Here is an 18,261-nt window from a genome sequence, read left to right as displayed (position 1 = left end):
TTTATCCCGATGGTTAAATATAGTTGTCCTACAAGTACAATTTAACATCAGACATCTTATCTTAACAGAATAGTAGAGACGGAGACAAAACGTATGCTAAAGAAAGTAATTACGGGCGTGCTGACAACAGCATCGATGGTAGCGGGGTCGGCGCAGGCAGCCTATCCGGACAAACCAGTAAGAATCATTGTCCCCTTTGTGCCTGGCGGTTCTTCAGATATCACTGCGCGCACCATCGCACCAGGAATGGAGAAAGTGCTGGGTCAGACGGTGATTGTTGAAAACAAACCGGGTGCCAACGGTGCCATCGCGGCACAGGAACTGAAGAAATCCAAGCCCGACGGTTACACCCTGATGGTCGGCTCCATCGGCACCTTTTCGATTAACGAAGGGCTTTATAAAAATTTATCCTACAACCCCAGTAATGACTTCGATTACGTCAGTCAACTCGTCCGCAACCCGAATGTGCTGGTTGTCTCTTCGAAAATACCGGTCAAAACCGTAGCTGAACTGATCGAGTACGCCGGCAAACACCCTGGCGAGGTGTCCTATGCGTCGTCCGGCACCGGTTCATCGGATCATTTGTCGGCCGCGATGTTCCGACAGCGCAGCAATACCACGGGCATTGACGTTCCCTATAAGGGCGGTGGCGCGGCCATTGCCGATCTGCTGGGTTCCCAGGTTGATGTTTCATTCCAGAATCTGGGTGCCGTCCTAACACACGTGCAAAGCGGCAAACTCAGGGCCCTGGCCATTACCGGCGAGCAGCGTGCTCCCGAGCTGCCCGATACACCAACCATGGCTGAATCCGGTATCAAGAATATGGTTGTGTATTCCTGGCAGGGTGTTGCCGCTCCAGCCGGTACACCCAGGGAAATCATCGCCAAACTGCACGAAGCCGTCAGCGCCAGTCTGAAAGAGCCGCGTGCTCAGGAAACCATGAAAAAACTCGGCTTCACCATCGTGGGGAATACACCTGAGGAATTTACCCAGTTTCAAAAGGAAGAAGTGGCCAAATGGAAGGACGTGATTCAATCGGCCGGACTGAGTCAGTAGACTCTAATAGCAGATGCAATAACACGACGTATTGCATCTGCAATGACCGTTGACAGGCGATATTTTCGTTGTCCGAATCGGTGCTTTCGGCATATCGGGCCTTACGGTCGCCGCATGTGCCGTCACTACATTACATCTACAGTGGCTGGCACTACCTGAAGCAGGTCCACACCCAGGTGGCCATTCCACCTGTCAAACATCCGTCCCTTCGTCCGTTGCCGCAAACTGCATGGCCCACATCCGTGCATAAACGCCGTTGGCCTGCAACAACTGAATATGCGAACCCTGTTCGACTACCCTGCCCCGATCCATGACCAGAACCCGGTCGGCTTCTACAATCGTGGACAGGCGATGGGCAATAATCAGGGTGGTGCGGCCTTCGGTGATCTTGTACAGTTCATCCTGGATCGCTCTTTCTGTACGTGTATCCAGTGCACTGGTGGCTTCATCCAGTACCAGGATGGGCGGATTTTTCAGAATGGTACGGGCAATGGCCACGCGCTGCTTCTCGCCACCTGATAATTTGAGGCCGCGCTCGCCCACTTCGGTGTCATAGCCCTCGGGCAGCGACATAACGAATTCGTGAATGCTGGCAGCTCTGGCGGCCTCCAGGACGTCGTCCCGCGTCGCATCGGGGCGCCCATAGGCAATGTTGTAATAGATGCTGTTATTGAACAGCACCGTGTCCTGCGGCACGATCCCGATATGCTGGCGCAGACTCAGTTGCGTGTACTCCCGGATATCACGACCGTTAATCGTAATCCGGCCAGAGGTCACGTCGTAGAAGCGAAACAGCAGTCGCGACAGTGTGGATTTACCCGCTCCCGACGTACCCACGACAGCAACCGTCTCACCCGCCGCAATCGTGAAACTCACATCATGCAGTATCTGCCGTTCCGGCTCGTAGGCAAAGCCTACATGTTCGAAGCGAATACTGGCGCTGCGTGTGTCCAGCGGCACGCTCTGCGGTAGGTCCTCAATTTCCTGGTGCTGGTCCAGAATACCGAACATGCGCTCCATATCCGACAGGGAGTTTTTGATTTCGCGATAAATGAATCCCAGAAAATTGAGCGGCGCGTACAGTTGCGTCAGATATGCTGAAATCAGGACAATATCACCCACGGTCATTTGGCCGGTGGTCACCCGCCCGGCAGCCATCCACAACAGGACCACCATGCCAAGCGTGATAATGACGCCCTGACCGGCATTCAGCAGGTTCAGTGAAATCTGATTTTGCACTGCCGAGTCTACCCATTTGCCCAGATTGCTGTCGTAGCGTTCAATTTCATACGATTCGTTATTGAAATATTTAACGGTTTCGTAATTGATCAGGGCATCAATCGCCTGCGTATTGGCCATGCTGTCCAGGCTGTTCATGCGTCTGCGCATCACCATGCGCCGCTCTGTTACCACCAGTGTGAAGACGATATAAGCGGCGATGGTGGCCAGGATGACAACGGCAAACCAGATGTCATAGCGCACCAGCAGAATCACCATCACCATGGTGAGTTCAAGCAATGTCGGCAGAATATTGAACAGGGTGAAGTTCAACAGAAAACCGATACCCTTGGTGCCACGATCCATATCGCGACTCAGACCACCGGTCTGCCGCTCCAGGTGATAACGAATCGACAGGCCGAAAAGATGCGTAAAGATTGTGGCGGCAATCCGCTGTATTGATCCCTGTGTCACTTTGGAAAACAGGGCGTCACGCAACTCCGAAAAAACACTGCTGGAGATGCGCGCAAAACCATAGGCCAGCAGCGCGGCGACCGGCAACACCAGCGCCGTCCCTGGCAGACTGAGCTGGTCCACAATGTCCTTGAGATAGACCGGCAGCATCACGCTGGCCACCTTGGCAATCACCAGGCAGGCAAGCGCAGCGATCACCCGCCACTTGAACATCCAGATATACGGCAGCAGGGAAACAATCACGCCGAAACCTTTTTTTCTTGCAGCGCGCGATGCCTCTGCCTGTATTTTGCTATTTTCCATCGGCTTCATCATGATCAAAACGGTGACACCGAACATGGTGCACCGGCGTTTCTGTATCTATCGGCTTGAGTTGCTGGCGTTGCTCACAGCCTTGCTTGCGAAAAGCGCAACGATCCAGAAAAAAGCAGCCGGTGGGCAAGACGCGGTTACCTGGCAATTCAGGCATGGCCTGTACCCCGCTCTGCGGCAATGGCGCACCCAGCACCGGCACGGCATCCAGCAATAACCGGGTGTAGGGATGGCGTTGCCCGGCCAGCACCTGTGCAGTGTCGCCCAGCTCTACGATTTGCCCCAGATACATGACCGCAATACGATTACTCATGTGCCGGATGACCGAGACGTTGTGCGAAATAAGAATATAGGTGAGCTGGCGCTCCCGCTGCAATTGAAACAGCAGATTAATAATCTGCGCCTGAACTGAAATATCCAGTGCCGAGGTGGGTTCGTCCAGCACGATCACATCAGGGTCAGAAGCCAGCGCCCGGGCAATGGCAATGCGCTGACGCTGCCCACCCGAAAACTCATGCGGATAGCGGTTCAGATAATCCGGCGAGAGGCCGACCTGCTCGGCCAAGCGCGCAGCACGCGAGCGCATGGCCGACTCCTGCGCTTCACCCTTGACGCAGGAGGGTTCGGTGATAATTTTCCACACAGGCAAACGTGGATCAAGTGACGATTGCGGGTCCTGGAAAACAATCTGTACATTGGGCCTGCCGGATTCATTGTGCCAGCGCAATTGCCCTTGTGCCGGCTGTTGCAGGCCCATCAATACCTGTGCCAGCGTGGTTTTACCGCAGCCGGATTCACCCACTACACCCAGCGTTTCGCCGCGCATCACGCTCAGATCGACGCCATTGAGCGCATGCGCCCAGGCCCGTGCCCGGCCACGCCAGTTGCGTTTGACGGGAAAGCGAACCTGGATATTTTCCAGCGTCAGAACGGGATCAGACATTGGAGGCCTCCGGGACGGTTACCCAACAGGCGGCCGCGTGTCCTGAGACGTCGACGGCATCGGCAAAACCAGGGGCCGGCGACAGCGGCATCAGTGGCGGAACCTGCGCACAGGCCTCGGTCTGCAGATGGCAGCGATGACGAAAAACACAGCCCTGGGGCAATTCGGCCAGGTTCGGCGCCTGTCCCGCGATCGCCAGTAACGGCGCACCCGGACTGGCGTTTTCCGGCAACGCCCCCAGCAATCCGCGGGTGTATGGATGGGTGGGCCGATGAATCACGTCGGCAGCCGTGCCCTGCTCTACCACGCTGCCCGCGTACATCACATAAATCCGTTCACAAAACTGCGACACCACCGCCATGTCATGTGTAATAAGCAAAATAGCCGTACCGGTTTTTTGCGCCCGTTCACGCAACAGCATCAGCACCTGCTTTTGCACCGTGACATCGAGCGCGGTGGTCGGCTCATCGGCGATCAGCAGTGATGGGTCACAGGAAAAGGCCAGCGCAATCATGATTCGCTGCCGCATCCCACCCGACAATTCGAAAGGATAGGCATCGAAGACATACTGCGGATCTGCAATGTGCATGTCCCGCAGCAGTGCAATGGCGCGCTCACGTGCCTGTTTCACTGACAGCGCAGTGTGCTTCCTGATGACATCTGTAATTTGACGGCCAACCCGCATGGTCGGATTGAGTGCGGTCATGGGCTCCTGGAAAATCATGGCCATATCACGACCACGAATCCGGCGCATTTGCTTTTCCGAGGCCGTCAGTATATTCGTGCCCGATTTATGAATGCTGCCCTTGCGTACAATATAGTCGCGTTGCGGAATCAGCCGCATGCTCATCATGGCGGTCACGGATTTTCCTGAACCCGACTCGCCAACCACCCCCACGATTTCACCCGGTTGCACACGAATGGTCACGCCATTAAGCGCCTGCACCGCACCCCGGAAAACAGGAAATTCAATATGCAGATTATTGATGTCCAGTACAGGCGGAACCGTGTCCTGACCCGCTATCTGCGTCGCACGCTGCCCTGGCGTATTGAGCTGACTGTTGGACATCATTATTTCACCTTCTGTTTTGGGTCCAGCATATCACGAACGCCATCGCCTACCAGATTGAAGCCGATGGCCGTGATCAGGATCGCCACACCGGGAAAGGTGCAATACCACCACTGATCCAGCAGAAAATTACGACCCGACGCAATCATAGCGCCCCACTCGGCGGTAGGCTGCTGGGCACCCAGACCGATAAATCCAAGTGCCGCAGCCATGAGGATAGCGTTGCCGATATCTAGCGTCATCTGGACAATCACCGGCGGCAATGCGTTACGCAGGACATGCCAGCGTACCAGATGTCGCCTGCCGGCGCCGAATGTTCTGGCGGCCTGTACATAGGCCATCTCGCGGATGCTGAGCGTCTGGCCCCGTGCCAGCCTGACATAATAGGGAATACGCACGATCGTAATGGCAATCATCGCATTGAACAGACTCGGCCCCAGCGCGGCGGCCAGTGCCATCGTCAGCACCAGCGAGGGAACCGACAGCACGATATCCATCGCACGCATAATGAGCGTATCAACCGTGCGACCAATAATGCCCGAGAAGCAGCCGATCACTGCACCAATCGCGCTGGCCACCACTGCAACGAAAATACCAACGCCAATCGATTGACGCCCTCCGTAAAGGACCCGGCTGAACAGATCCCGGCCCACTTCGTCGGTACCGAACAAGTGCATGGCCGATGGGGGCAACAGCCGGCTGCCCAGATCAATGGCATCCGGCGCATACCCGGCCAGCAGCGGCGCCAGCAATGCGGACAGACACATCACGGCGATCAGGGCCAGCCCGAGCAGCATCATGGGGCTGCGGCGCAACTGATACCAGAAATAGGAAAGCGAATAGGATCGCTGCGACGTTCCACTAGCGGCTGCCATCATCCTGCATCCTTGATACGCGGGTCCAGCACGCTGTACAGCAGATCAACCAGCATATTGAGCAGGACATAGACAAACGACACCAGCACGGCAAACCCCATCACAGCAGGAAAATCCAGCGCCTGAATCGATTCGACTACATACAGGCCCATGCCCGGCCAGCCGAAGACGGTCTCGGTCAGCACCGCGCCGTAGAGCAGATCCCCCATGGCCAGACCCAATACGGTCACAGACGGAATCAGTGCGTTGGGCAATGCATGGCCAAGAATGATTTTCCAGCGACCCAGCCCATACGCCCTGGCGGTACGCACGTAATCCTCCGAGAGCTGCTCCAGCATGGAAGAACGAATCTGTCTGGCCACCACACCCAGATGCACAAAGCTCAGGGTAAAGGCCGGCAACACCAGATGTTCAACCGCGCTGAAAAAGACGTCCCAGTCCCCGGCAATAAGCGAATCGATCAGGAAAAAACCGGTGATGGTTGGCGGGTCACCCAGCAGGCTGTCGACGCGGCCACCTGACGGGAACCACGACAAATGCCCATAGAAAATAATCAGCAAGCCCAGGCCCAGCCAGAACGCCGGCATGGATATGCCCGTTACTGCCAGGGTTCGTGCCAGTTGGTCAATCCAGGAATTTTTGTACACGGCCGACAGCACACCCAGTGGAATGCCCACCAGCATGGATAACAGCAGCGCCACGACGGCCAGCTCCAGCGTAGCCGGAAAAAACGTGAGCAAATCCTCCACAACCGGACGGCCCGTACGAATAGACGTGCCCAGGTCTGCATGCAGCAGACCTTTCAAATAGAGCCAGTACTGCTCATACAGCGGCAGATCCAGTCCCAGCTTGTGACGGATGCCCGCCACGATTTCGTCGGTAGCCCGATCGCCGGCAATCAGCCGCGCAGGATCGCCGGGAATCAGATGAGACACGCTGAAAGTGATTATTGACACACCCAGCATCACCACAATGAGCCAGGGCAGCCGCTTACACAATATCTGGAAAAACAAAACCGGCCTTTTTGAAATGGTGACAGCGCCTTGTCACGGACAAGACGCCGCGTTCACCCGATTATTCAAGCCACGACGCTTGCGTTAACCACGACAAGGTCGCGCTATGCGACGGCAGCCAGGCTGATACCTGCCAGGCACAAGCTGTGCACCCGGCATTACCTGCTGATGTCAGTCCTTGGTGATATCCGCGACATTATAGACGTCATGCAGCATGGGATTGTAGGCATAACCCTTTACATTGTCGCGCAAGCCCATTTGATTGCTGTGCTGGAACAGGTAGACATAAGCGTAGTCTTTTATCACCTGCTTCTGCGCCTCCTGATACAAGCTGGTTCGTTTGGCCTGATCGGTTTCTTCTGCCGCCTGACGCACCAGCTTGTCTACTTCAGAGTTGGAATAGAAGGAACGATTGCCCGGCAGCCCCTGCTTGGACGAATCAAACCAGTAATTCATGAACATGAACGGGTCGGCAAAATCGGGGGACCAGTTGCCTATAGAGATATCAAAGTCGCCTTTGCCCAAGCGGTCACGCATGGTGGCATTGGCCAGTTTTTCCAGCCTTACCTTGACACCCACCGCCTGCAGGCTGGCCTGGACTGACAGCACGATAGGCTCCCAGTACGGCTCTTTGGTGGAGTACAGCAAGGTCAGTGGTTTGTCCGGCGCAGCGTCGCCTATGCTGGCCTTTGCGGCCGCCACATCGGTTTTGAATGCGGGCGCAGCAGCGTCGTGGCCCCACATGCCATCGGGAATAGGACCATTTAGCGGTTTTGCCTCGCCATTCATAATCCCGTTAATCATACCGTTGTAGTCAACTGCCTCGGTAATTGCTTTGCGCAGTGCGACATTGGTGAGCGGCCCGGTTTTATTGTTCAGGTACAAATACGAAACCAGTAGCGATGGCACTTTTTTGAATACCACGCCTTTGGCGTTTTGCATGGCTTTCACCTGATCGGGCTGGATGCTGCCCACGATATCCAGATCGCCATTCTGCAATTGCAGGCGTCGGGCAGACGCTTCGGGTACGATTTTAAATGCCACTTTTTCCAGTGCCGGTTTCTGGCCGCCGTAATGCGGATTGCGCTCCAGAATCAGGCTCTGACCCTTGTTCCATTTAGCCAGCTGATAGGGACCTGAACCGGCGGTATGCCCGGCCAGATATTTCTCTGCACCCCCTTCCTGCTTCTCAACTGCCGGATTAACAATACCCGCGCCATTGTTGGCCAGAATATTCAGAAACGGTGCAAACGGCTTATCCAGTTTAAATTCGACAGTGAGCGGATCCTTGACCGTGACCTGCAGGCCGGCAGGAAACGGTTCGGACGGGCCCTGCTTCATCTTCATGAGGCGGTCAAAACTGTACTTGACCGCTTCCGCATTAACTGGGGTTCCGTCGCTGAATTTCTGCCCGTCATTCAGGGTGAATGTCCAGGTGAGCTTGTCCTCGGAGGTGGTCCAGTTTTTGGCCAGTTCGCCTTCCACCTCGGTCGAGCCGCCCGCCTTGTATTTGATGAGTCGCTGATAGCTGGGGTAAGTGATAGACCAGTCGTTATTGTCCATCGTCACGGCGATATCCAGCATTTGCGGATCAGCGCTTTTGGAGATAACCAGCATATTCTTGGGCGTGGCCGCTTGCACCGCGGCGCTGACAGACAATCCCAGTGCAGTGGCACAGGCCACCACGAATGCGTTTTTCATAAACGTACGGCGAACTGACATGGTAAGACTCCGGTAGATTGTCCCGTCGACAGGCACCCGTCTGGTCAACGCGGCGCAGGCATGCTGCGTCCGGATTGCGACTGGCAGGCATTGGCGACAATGACTGAAATGCTGCAGGCTGAGTGAATCGCAAACCTGTACATGAAGAGCAAATCTTAGCAAATGTCATAGGAATAGGAAATAGTCATCTATCCCTATATCCGGACTGCTCAACCTGGCTATACCTGATCAGTGCCCGTTAAACGGTAACCAGCGTACTTTCAATGATCGGGTAGCTGACTGAATTTGGCAATTCATAATGCCACCATTCCGACTTGATGCCCCGGAATCCGGCATGCAGCATAATACCCAGCAACAACAAGCGATTTTTCTGCACCAGAGCAGGCAGATCTGCATAATCGTGGTGCGACGCATCTTCCATGGCATCAAAGCCGGTGCCCATATCCAGTTCGCCACCATTCTCGTCCAATAACGTCACGTCCACCGCCGTACCGCGAGAATGATGCGAACCCTGTGACGGATCTGCAACATACTGGGCATCGGGCAATGCCGACCAGAAAATACGCTGTGCCGCAGGTGGCCGATAGCCATCGAAAATCTTCAGGGTATAACCGGCAGAACGAGCCAGTTCCGCCGCTCTGTGCAACAGCGGCGCTGCGTCTTTGTGCAGGGCGCAACGGGCGGTCTGGTACACGATGCGCCCTGCAATGTTATTGCTGCTGGCATAGACCAGATCAATCACAACACCGTACTGTGCTTCATCAATAACAAGCAAATCCTGATCGGTCACGCGTGTATCCATATACTGACTCTGTATTAAAAGGGTTGGCAATGTTGCCATCGCGTCATTGCAATTGTCGTAAACCTGATACGAACCTAAGACGGATCTACTAAGAACCTGGGACAAACCTATGACGAACCAAATACGGGCCGGCCCTCGCCAGCCCGGCGGCTATGCATCGCTGGCAGGTGCCAGCGAATCAACTGTCTGTAACAATCGTACAATCAGCGCTTCACGCTCCATCTCCGATTGCATGGCCGGGCTTGACCCCAACTCCTGCTCGTCCAGCAGAACGGTAACGCTGTAGTCGGGATTGCGACGGATCAGCGAGCGCAGGTCCAGCGATAACAGTTGCGTGGCAAACTGTCCGGCCTGTTTCGGCTCGGTATAGGGGCCCGATAACAGCAGGGTATCGCCATCGGCCGCAACCAGGCGGCTGCGGAAAGTGCCATCATCATCACGGAAGCTGATAAACCGGGCCGCCTTACCGCTTTTCTTTTTCTCCGGCGCCGCACTTTTTACGCGGGTACCATTGCGCAGGCCAACCGCCTCGCGAATCTCCTGCATAAAAGGCGTCGCCAGCCTGCGTGCCTTGGCGGCGCCCGCCTGCAAAATGTCTTCAATCCTTTCAGGATTATCCATGAGAGTGACATATTGCTCGCGCATCGGTGCCAGAATGGTTTCCAGGTGAGTCGCCAGTTTTTTCTTGGCATCGCCCCAGCCCATGCCGTCAGCCAGTTCGCGCCGGAAATGGTCTGTCTCCTGCGGCGTGGCGAAAGCCTTGTAAATCATAAACAGATGCGACGCTTCAGCATCTTTGGCCTCACCGGGGGCGCGGGAATCGGTCACGATCCGCGCAATCGCATTGGGTAACGCTTTGGCACCACCTTCGAACAGCGGAATGGTGTTGTTATAGCTTTTGGACATCTTGCGCCCATCCAGGCCAGGCAAGGTGGCTACATCTTCATCAATCTGCACGTCGGGCAGCACAAAGTAATCGCGCCCTGCTCCATACTGATGATTAAAGCGCTGGGCAATATCGCGCGCCATTTCCAGGTGCTGGATCTGGTCACGGCCAACAGGTACGCGGTTGGCATTGAACATCAGAATATCGGCAGCCATCAGGACAGGGTAGGAGAAAAGCCCCATATTCACCCCGTCATCGGGTTCATCGCCGCGCGCCTCATTCTGATCCACCGACGCCTTGTATGCATGGGCGCGATTCATCAGACCCTTGGGGGTAATGCAGGTCAGGATCCAGCTCAGTTCCGGAATCTCCGGCACATCCGACTGGCGATAAAAGGTCACTTTTTCGGGGTCCAGCCCTGCGGCAAGCCAGGTTGCGGCAATTTCCAAACGCGAGGCGGCCACGCGCTGCGGATCGTCACATTTGATCAGCGCATGATAGTCGGCCAGAAAAAAGAAGGCATCAACGTTGGGCTGACGACTGGCGGCCACCGCCGGCCGGATCGCACCCGCATAATTGCCCAGATGCGGTGTGCCGGAAGTGGTAATGCCCGTTAATACGCGCACATTCCGGCTTGCGTCACCGGCTGGGGAAGTTTGTTCAACACTCATATTCTGTTTCCAACTGCAATAGTATTAAAGTTTCACCGACAAGCGTCTTTCGGACTCAAGATACTCTTTGGACTGCATTTCGGTAATCCGTGATACGGTCCGGTGAAATTCATTCGCGAGCACGCCTTCAGTATACAGTTCCTCGGGCGGACATTCGGCCGACATGATCAGCTTGACATGATGATCATACAGGACATCGATCAACCAGGTAAAACGCCGGGCCTCGGAGGAATGTCTGGGCATCATGCGCGGCACATCCGAGAGAACAATGGTCTGATAGCGATTGGCCAGTTCCAGATAGTCGTTCTGTGAGCGCGGGCCACCACAAAGCTCCGCAAAAGTGAACCAGACCACCGATCCGGCAACCGCACGGGCCCGGATCACACGGTTCTCGATCCGCAGATCAGTGTCCTGCGGAGCCGTTTCGGCCAGGCTGTCAAATGCCTGCTGCAACTGTGCCTGCGTGTCCTCATTGAGCGGCGTCAAGTACATGCGTACCTGCTCGAGCGTGCGCTGCCGATAATCAACGCCCGTATCCACATTGACCACGTCCATGCGTTTTTCAATCAGGGCAATGGCCGGCAGGATACGGTCACGGTGCAGGCCATCCGGATACAGTGTCGATGGCTCATAATTGGAGGTCATGATAAAGCTGGTGCCGTTGTCAAACAGATTGAGCAGCAGCTTGTACAGAATCATGGCATCTGCAATATCGGAGACGTGAAACTCATCAAAACAGATCAGCTTGTATTTATCGCTGATGATATGCGCCACTTCGTCCAGAGGATCGCTCTTGCCACGCAGCGCCTGTAACTGATGGTGCACACTGCGCATAAATTCATGAAAGTGAATCCGCGTCTTCTTCTCGATCTGCACCGTCATGAAGAAGGAATCCATCAGAAAACTTTTGCCGCGGCCGACCCCGCCCCACATGTAAACGCCACGCGGCGGCTCCGGCTTGCGGAAAAACCGGCGAAAAGGTTTAGCCAACTCTTGTTGATAGGCAACCAGTTCGTCGGCGAAAACCTGCAAACGCTCAATCGCCTTCTGCTGGGCCGCATCGGCCCGATAGCCGCGATCAGCAAGAGTCTTTTCGTAGTATTGCAGTACGTTCATGGAGCAGATGAGTGAGAATAAATTCGGATAGATGCCAGCGCTGGCAAGGTGACAGCGGCACGTACTGTTCGTGCTCGCAGGCCGACAGGGATATACGGCAGGAACAAACCGGGGTGCCAGTGGCACCCCGGTTTGGCCGATACAGAAATATCAGACTGACGGCAGGCACCGGTCAAACCAGATGCCCGTGCCGTATTCAACATGGTGCTGTCGATCAGAAGTTCAGGGCGCGTTTATCAACGGCCAGTGCGGCTTCCTTCACTGCTTCAGACAAGGTTGGGTGTGCATGGCAAATGCGCGCGATATCTTCGGCGGCGCCTTTGAATTCCATGATGGTTACCGCTTCGGCAATCAGTTCCGAAGCCATAGGTCCGACAATATGCACGCCCAGCACTTCGTCTGTCTTGGCATCGGCAATCACTTTGGCAAAGCCAGTGGTATCGCCCAACGCACGCGCGCGACCGTTAGCCATGAATGGGAAGCTGCCAGTGCGGATTTCGCGCTTTTCTGCTTTCAATTGCTGTTCGGTTTTACCCACCCATGCAATTTCAGGAGAAGTATAGATCACCCATGGAATGGTATCGAAGTTGACATGACCATGCTGACCGGCAATACGTTCAGCCACGGCAACACCTTCCTCTTCGGCTTTGTGTGCCAGCATGGGGCCGCGCACCACGTCACCTACCGCCCATACATTAGGCAGATTGGTTTTGCATTCTTCATTGACGCTGATGAACCCGCGCTCGTCCAGTTGCAGGCCAACGCTGTCGGCGTTCAGATTGCCCGTGAAAGGAACACGGCCGATAGACACGATCAGTTTATCCACGACCAGGGACTGCTCTGCTCCTTTGGCATCGGTATACGGTACGGTAACGGTACGCGCCGTGGTTTTGATTTCGCCGATTTTAACGCCGGTTTCAATTTTCAGACCCTGCTTGGCAAACGCTTTTTGCGCTTCCTTGGCAACCTGAACATCGGCCGCTGCCAGAAATTCAGGCATGGCTTCCAGAATGGTCACTTCCGCACCCAGACGGCGCCAGACACTACCCATTTCCAGACCAATCACGCCGGCGCCAATGACGCCCAGTTTCTTGGGCACACCGGCAATTCGCAGGGCGCCATCATTAGACAGAACCTGCTTTTCGTCGAACGGCAGTCCTGGTAGTGCACGCGCAACCGAACCGGTAGCCACGATCACATGCGTGGCGGTCAGGCTTTCTGCTTTCTTGCCGGTGACGCTGATTTTCCAGCTGCCATCTTCGGCTTTACCGTCAAAGGCGCCCACGCCCGAAAAGAAAGTCACTTTGTTCTTTTTGAACAGATACAGAATACCGTCGTTGTTCTGTTTAACAACCGTGTCCTTGCGACCTATCAGGGTGTCCAGGTTGAGCTTGACGCTGCCCACTTCAATGCCGTGTTCTGCAAAATGGTGATTGGCCTGTTCAAAATGCTCGGAAGATTGCAGCAGGGCTTTGGAGGGAATGCAGCCTACATTGGTGCAGGTACCACCCGGTTTCGGATTGCCGGCTTCATCGGCCCAGGCATCAATACACGCTACTTTCTTACCCAGCTGCGCAGCACGGATAGCTGCAATGTAACCGCCGGGCCCGGCACCAATTACGACAACGTCAAATTGTGAAGACATAATGTTCTCTTGATTTCTATAGAGCAGACGCGCTCACACGCATCCTATGAAAAACGCGCGCCCCGTGAAGGGGCGCATTCAGACTGTGTTGCTTACAGGTCCAGCAGCAGACGTTGTGGATCTTCCAGTGCCTCTTTCATGGCAACCAGACCCAGCACCGCTTCGCGGCCGTCAATGATACGGTGATCGTATGACATCGCCAGGAAGTTGATTGGACGGATGACGACCTGACCATTCTCTACCACAGGACGGTCCTTGGTGGCGTGTACGCCCAGGATCGCAGATTGTGGCGGATTGATAATGGGGGTAGACAGCATGGAACCGAAAACACCACCGTTGGAAATAGAGAAGGTACCGCCAGTCAGATCTTCCAGGCTGATTTTGCCTTCGCGGGCTTTAACACCGTAGTCCGCAATGGTTTTTTCGATTTCTGCAAATGTCAGCTGATCTGCATTGCGCACGATAGGCACAACCAGGCCGCGCGGGCTGCTGACGGCGATACCAATGTCAAAGTAACCGTGGTAAATAATATCTTTACCGTCAACAGACGCATTCAGCAATGGGTATTTTTTCAGTGCGGCAACGGCAGCTTTAACGAAGAAGGACATAAAGCCCAGTTTCACGCCGTGTTCTTTTTCAAAGCGATCTTTATAGGCATTGCGCAGATCAATCACGGCCTTCATGTTCACTTCGTTGAACGTCGTGAGGATAGCGTTTTCCTGCTGAGACTGGATCAGACGCTCGGCGATACGTGCGCGCAGACGGGTCATTGGCACGCGCTGTTCAGGACGGCCATCAAGCGATAGCGTTGCCGGTGCGGCGGCTGCAGCGGCGGGTGCAGCAGGAGCTGCTGTAGCGGCAGCGGCATCCGCCTTGGTGACACGACCGTCACGACCAGAGCCGGCGACGTCGGCAGCCGCGATGCCTTTTTCAGACAGAATTTTGCTGGCAGCAGGAGACGCAACGCCTGCACTGCCCTTGCTGGCTTCAGCGGCCTTGGCTGGCGCAGCTTCGGCTTTGGCGGGCTCGGCAGCGACAGGTTCAGCAGCAGGCGCGGCAGCGGCTGCCGGAGCAGCAGCACCGGCTTTGGCTTCGGTGTCGATTCTTGCCAGCAACTGACCAGACGTCACTGTGCTGCCATCGCCTTCGGCGATCTCAGTTAATACGCCATTGGCCGGTGCAGGCACTTCCAGAACGACCTTGTCGGTTTCGACTTCAATCAGTGTTTCATCCTGAGTGACTGCTTCGCCTACTTTCTTTTTCCACTCAAGCAGGGACGCTTCGGAGATTGATTCAGAGAGCTGAGGAACTACAACGTCAATAATAGCCATTTTCGATAATCCGTAAAATTGTAATGAGACCGCTTACTTGGTCAGAATGAATCCTTTGAGCTTGGGTGCAAAAGCCTGTTCTACCAATGCCTTTTGCTGCTCAATATGTTTGGCCATATAGCCAACAGCAGGAGAGGACGAGGCGGTACGGCCGGCATACCCCAGGCGCTGTCCGGAAGACATGTCTTCGTACAGGTGGTGCTGGATATAGAACCATGGTCCCTGATTCTGAGGCTCGTCCTGTACCCATACAACTTCCGTCGCATTCGGATACTTGGCCAGTTCAGTGGCAAACGATTTGTGTGCAAACGGGTACAACTGCTCTACCCGCAGGATCGCAACATGATCGTCTTTCCGTTCCTTGCGGGCGTTCATCAGATCGTAGTAAACCTTACCGGAACACACCAGAACGCGTTTGACTTTCTTGGCGGCCAGTGCGGTGTCGATTTCACCCAGGATAGGCTGGAATTCACCGGATGACAGATCGCTGAGTGGCGAAGTGGCATCCTTGTTGCGCAACAGTGATTTTGGTGTAAAGATCACCAGCGGCTTGCGGAAAGGCCGGATCATCTGACGACGCAGTAAATGGAAAATCTGTGCAGCATTGGTTGGCTGTACGCACTGCATGTTATGGTCGGCACACAGTTGCAGGAAGCGCTCGATACGTGCAGAGGAGTGCTCTGGTCCCTGCCCTTCATAACCGTGTGGCAACATCAGTGTTAAACCTGACTGACGGCCCCATTTGGCTTCACCTGAACTGATGAACTGGTCAATCACAACCTGGGCACCGTTGACGAAGTCACCGAACTGCGCTTCCCAGATAACCAGCGTGTTAGGCTCGGAGCAGGAATAACCGTACTCAAAGCCCAGTACGGCCTCTTCTGACAACACCGAATCGATCACAGTAAAAGGCGCCTGAGATTCGGAGATATTCTGCAATGGCACATAAGTACCGTCGTTCCAGCGCTCGCGCTTCTGATCATGCAATACGGCATGACGGTGCGTAAACGTGCCGCGCCCGGAGTCCTGACCGGTGATACGGATGGTGTAGCCAGAGGACAGCAATGTCGCAAAGGCCAGATGCTCGCCCATGCCCCAGTCAAGATTCTGTTCGCCCATGGCCATTGCACGGCGGTCGGCAAGCAGTTTTTTCACCAGATTATGAGGCGTGAAGGTATCGGGCACGGTGGTAATACGTTCACCGATGCGTTTGAGTTCAGCCAGTGGCACGGCCGTATCGGCGCTGTCGGTCCACTTGGCACCCAGAAACGGCGTCCAGTCGATGGAGTATTTGTTTTTGTAGTCGGTCAGAACGGGCTCGACAGTTTTCTGGCCATCTTCCATCAGTCGTCGATAATTCTTGACGAACTCGTCGCCCTCGCCGTCGGTCAGTACGCCCTGTGCAGTCAGTTTGTCTGCATAGATTTTGCGTGTGCCGGGGTGCGCGCCAATGCTTTTATACATAAGCGGCTGTGTGAGTGACGGTGTGTCCTGCTCGTTGTGGCCCAGTTTACGATAGCAAATGATATCCACAACAACGTCGTGGTTAAATTCCATGCGGTAATCAAGCGCCAGGCGCGTTGCGAAAACCACGGCTTCAGGATCGTCGGCGTTCACGTGGAAGACCGGCGCTTCGATCATTTTGACCACGTCGGTACAATACAGGGTTGAACGTGAGTCGCGCGGGTCGGAAGTGGTAAAACCAATCTGGTTGTTAATCACGATGTGCAGCGTACCGCCAGTACCGTAACCGCGGGTCTGCGCCATATTCAGCGTTTCCATGACCACGCCCTGGCCGGCAAAGGCGGCATCACCGTGTACCAGCACAGGCAATACCTGTTGACCCAGCGGATCGGCGCGACGCTCCTGACGGGCACGTACACTCCCTTCCACCACAGGGTTAACAATTTCCAGATGCGATGGGTTAAACGCCAGAGACAGGTGAACCGGACCGCCGCGCGTGGACAGGTCACTGGAGAAACCGTTGTGGTATTTCACATCACCGTCGGTCAGGCCTTCGGCATGCTTGCCTTCAAACTCGGCAAACAGATCGCCGGGCATTTTGCCCATGATGTTGACCAGCATGTTCAGGCGACCACGGTGGGCCATACCCACGATGATTTCCTGTACGCCCAGGTCACCGGCGTGATTGACCACTTCGTCCATAGAGGCGATGAAACTTTCACCCCCCTCCAGCGAAAAGCGCTTCTGACCTACATATTTCGTATGCAGGAAACGCTCCAGCCCTTCGGCTTCGGTCAGCTGCTGCAGAATGCGTTTTTTGGTGTCGCTATCGAAGGAACCGTTAGCGTGGGTAGACTCCAGGCGTTCCTGAACCCAGCGCTTGGCTTTGGGATCGGACATATGCATGAACTCAGCGCCAACAGCGCCGCAATAGGTATCGCGCAGGGAGTTAAGGATTTCGCGCAAGGTCATGGTGCCCTGCTTGGTGAAATACGTGTTGGTAGCAGAGTATACCTGGTCCAGATCAGCGTCGGTCAGGCCGTAAAAGGCAGGATCGAGTTCGGGGATTTCAGGACGTTCACGGCGTTTCAACGGGTCCAGCTGGGCCCAGCGAACACCCAGTGAGCGATAGGCAGCGATTAATGACTGTACGTGAAGCTGTTTGCTGGCGACTTCCAGCGTTGGCACCCCTTCTTTGGCCGCCCGGGCAAAGGCATTGGCCTTGGCGCGCTGGGCAAAGGAGGTGACGACAGAGTGATGGTTCTGGTCACGGGTACTTTCAGACCCGTCTGTCGCAGGCGAATGCTGAAGCTGATCGAAGTAGTTGCGCCAGTGGTCAGCCACGGCGGCCGGATTGGCCAGGTACTCTTCGTACAATTCTTCAACATAGGGAGCATTACTCCCGAATAAATAAGAGGTAGATTTCTTTTCAGTTTCCGTTGTCATAAATCGCTTCACCGTTGCGGGTGTTTCACCCTTTGAGATGCAGGTATACCTTCCGGGTTACGGCTAGACCGAGTTGCGGATAGCGGGCAGAAGGCACATAACATAGCCTTGATAGCCAATGCGTTAAAGTATAACCATCGGTGAGACTTAATCCAAGGAACTTTTTCGATTATGAAAGAAATAACCGGTTTCAATCGATTGTGATTGATATATTTCGA

The 18,261-nt window shown here is 55.0% G+C and carries 13 protein-coding genes; 1 reads left to right on the top strand and 12 read right to left on the bottom strand.

The genetic code is table 11. The features are described 5' to 3' along the window. Positions 1 to 93 precede the first annotated feature (93 nt). Positions 94 to 1,056, top strand: coding sequence for a Bug family tripartite tricarboxylate transporter substrate binding protein (locus tag MIM_RS07125; RefSeq protein WP_025372068.1), 963 nt, complete (start codon positions 94 to 96; stop codon positions 1,054 to 1,056). 192 nt (positions 1,057 to 1,248) lie between these two features. Here MIM_RS07125 and MIM_RS07120 read toward each other — a convergent pair whose 3' ends face one another. From MIM_RS07120 to MIM_RS07065, 12 genes are all read right to left on the bottom strand, one after another. After that, complete coding sequence (locus MIM_RS07120; RefSeq protein ID WP_025372067.1) at positions 1,249 to 3,051, bottom strand: ABCB family ABC transporter ATP-binding protein/permease; 1,803 nt, start codon at positions 3,049 to 3,051, stop codon at positions 1,249 to 1,251. Further along, positions 3,041 to 4,003, bottom strand: coding sequence for an oligopeptide/dipeptide ABC transporter ATP-binding protein (locus MIM_RS07115; protein WP_025372066.1), 963 nt, complete (start codon positions 4,001 to 4,003; stop codon positions 3,041 to 3,043). Before MIM_RS07115 ends, MIM_RS07120 begins: the two co-directional genes overlap by 11 nt. Continuing rightward, complete coding sequence (locus MIM_RS07110; protein WP_025372065.1) at positions 3,996 to 5,075, bottom strand: ABC transporter ATP-binding protein; 1,080 nt, start codon at positions 5,073 to 5,075, stop codon at positions 3,996 to 3,998. Before MIM_RS07110 ends, MIM_RS07115 begins: the two co-directional genes overlap by 8 nt. After that, the gene (ddpC, locus tag MIM_RS07105; protein WP_025372064.1) at positions 5,075 to 5,950 is read right to left on the bottom strand and encodes a D,D-dipeptide ABC transporter permease; all 876 of its coding nucleotides are present in this window, start codon (positions 5,948 to 5,950) and stop codon (positions 5,075 to 5,077) included. The genes MIM_RS07110 and ddpC overlap by 1 nt, the downstream gene beginning before the upstream one ends. Then, positions 5,947 to 6,912, bottom strand: coding sequence for an ABC transporter permease (locus tag MIM_RS07100; RefSeq protein ID WP_042071070.1), 966 nt, complete (start codon positions 6,910 to 6,912; stop codon positions 5,947 to 5,949). Before MIM_RS07100 ends, ddpC begins: the two co-directional genes overlap by 4 nt. 219 nt (positions 6,913 to 7,131) lie before the next feature. Continuing rightward, entirely contained in the window at positions 7,132 to 8,682 is a 1,551-nt protein-coding gene (locus MIM_RS07095) for an ABC transporter substrate-binding protein (protein WP_025372062.1), read from the bottom strand. A gap of 238 nt (positions 8,683 to 8,920) precedes the next feature. Then, complete coding sequence (ddpX, locus tag MIM_RS07090; RefSeq protein ID WP_245592832.1) at positions 8,921 to 9,484, bottom strand: D-alanyl-D-alanine dipeptidase; 564 nt, start codon at positions 9,482 to 9,484, stop codon at positions 8,921 to 8,923. A 150-nt stretch (positions 9,485 to 9,634) separates the two neighbouring features. Next, the gene (locus MIM_RS07085) at positions 9,635 to 11,041 is read right to left on the bottom strand and encodes a tryptophan--tRNA ligase (RefSeq protein ID WP_025372060.1); all 1,407 of its coding nucleotides are present in this window, start codon (positions 11,039 to 11,041) and stop codon (positions 9,635 to 9,637) included. Between the two features lie 24 nt (positions 11,042 to 11,065). After that, positions 11,066 to 12,157 carry a cell division protein ZapE gene (gene zapE / locus MIM_RS07080; RefSeq protein WP_025372059.1) on the bottom strand — a complete coding sequence of 364 codons (1,092 nt, stop codon included), beginning with the start codon at positions 12,155 to 12,157 and terminating at the stop codon, positions 11,066 to 11,068. A 214-nt stretch (positions 12,158 to 12,371) separates the two neighbouring features. Next, positions 12,372 to 13,802, bottom strand: coding sequence for a dihydrolipoyl dehydrogenase (gene lpdA / locus MIM_RS07075; protein ID WP_025372058.1), 1,431 nt, complete (start codon positions 13,800 to 13,802; stop codon positions 12,372 to 12,374). A 92-nt stretch (positions 13,803 to 13,894) separates the two neighbouring features. Further along, positions 13,895 to 15,133, bottom strand: a complete 1,239-nt coding sequence (gene odhB / locus MIM_RS07070) for a 2-oxoglutarate dehydrogenase complex dihydrolipoyllysine-residue succinyltransferase (RefSeq protein WP_025372057.1) — start codon at positions 15,131 to 15,133, stop codon at positions 13,895 to 13,897. Between the two features lie 33 nt (positions 15,134 to 15,166). Next, positions 15,167 to 18,043, bottom strand: coding sequence for a 2-oxoglutarate dehydrogenase E1 component (locus tag MIM_RS07065; RefSeq protein WP_025372056.1), 2,877 nt, complete (start codon positions 18,041 to 18,043; stop codon positions 15,167 to 15,169). Positions 18,044 to 18,261: the final 218 nt, after the last annotated feature.

The organism is Advenella mimigardefordensis DPN7, from assembly GCF_000521505.1.
In the GTDB taxonomy this organism is placed as follows: Bacteria; Pseudomonadota; Gammaproteobacteria; order Burkholderiales; family Burkholderiaceae_B; genus Advenella; species Advenella mimigardefordensis.
The sequence above is the reverse complement of the archived record's forward strand: the minus strand, read 5'-3'. Positions and strand labels throughout refer to the sequence as shown.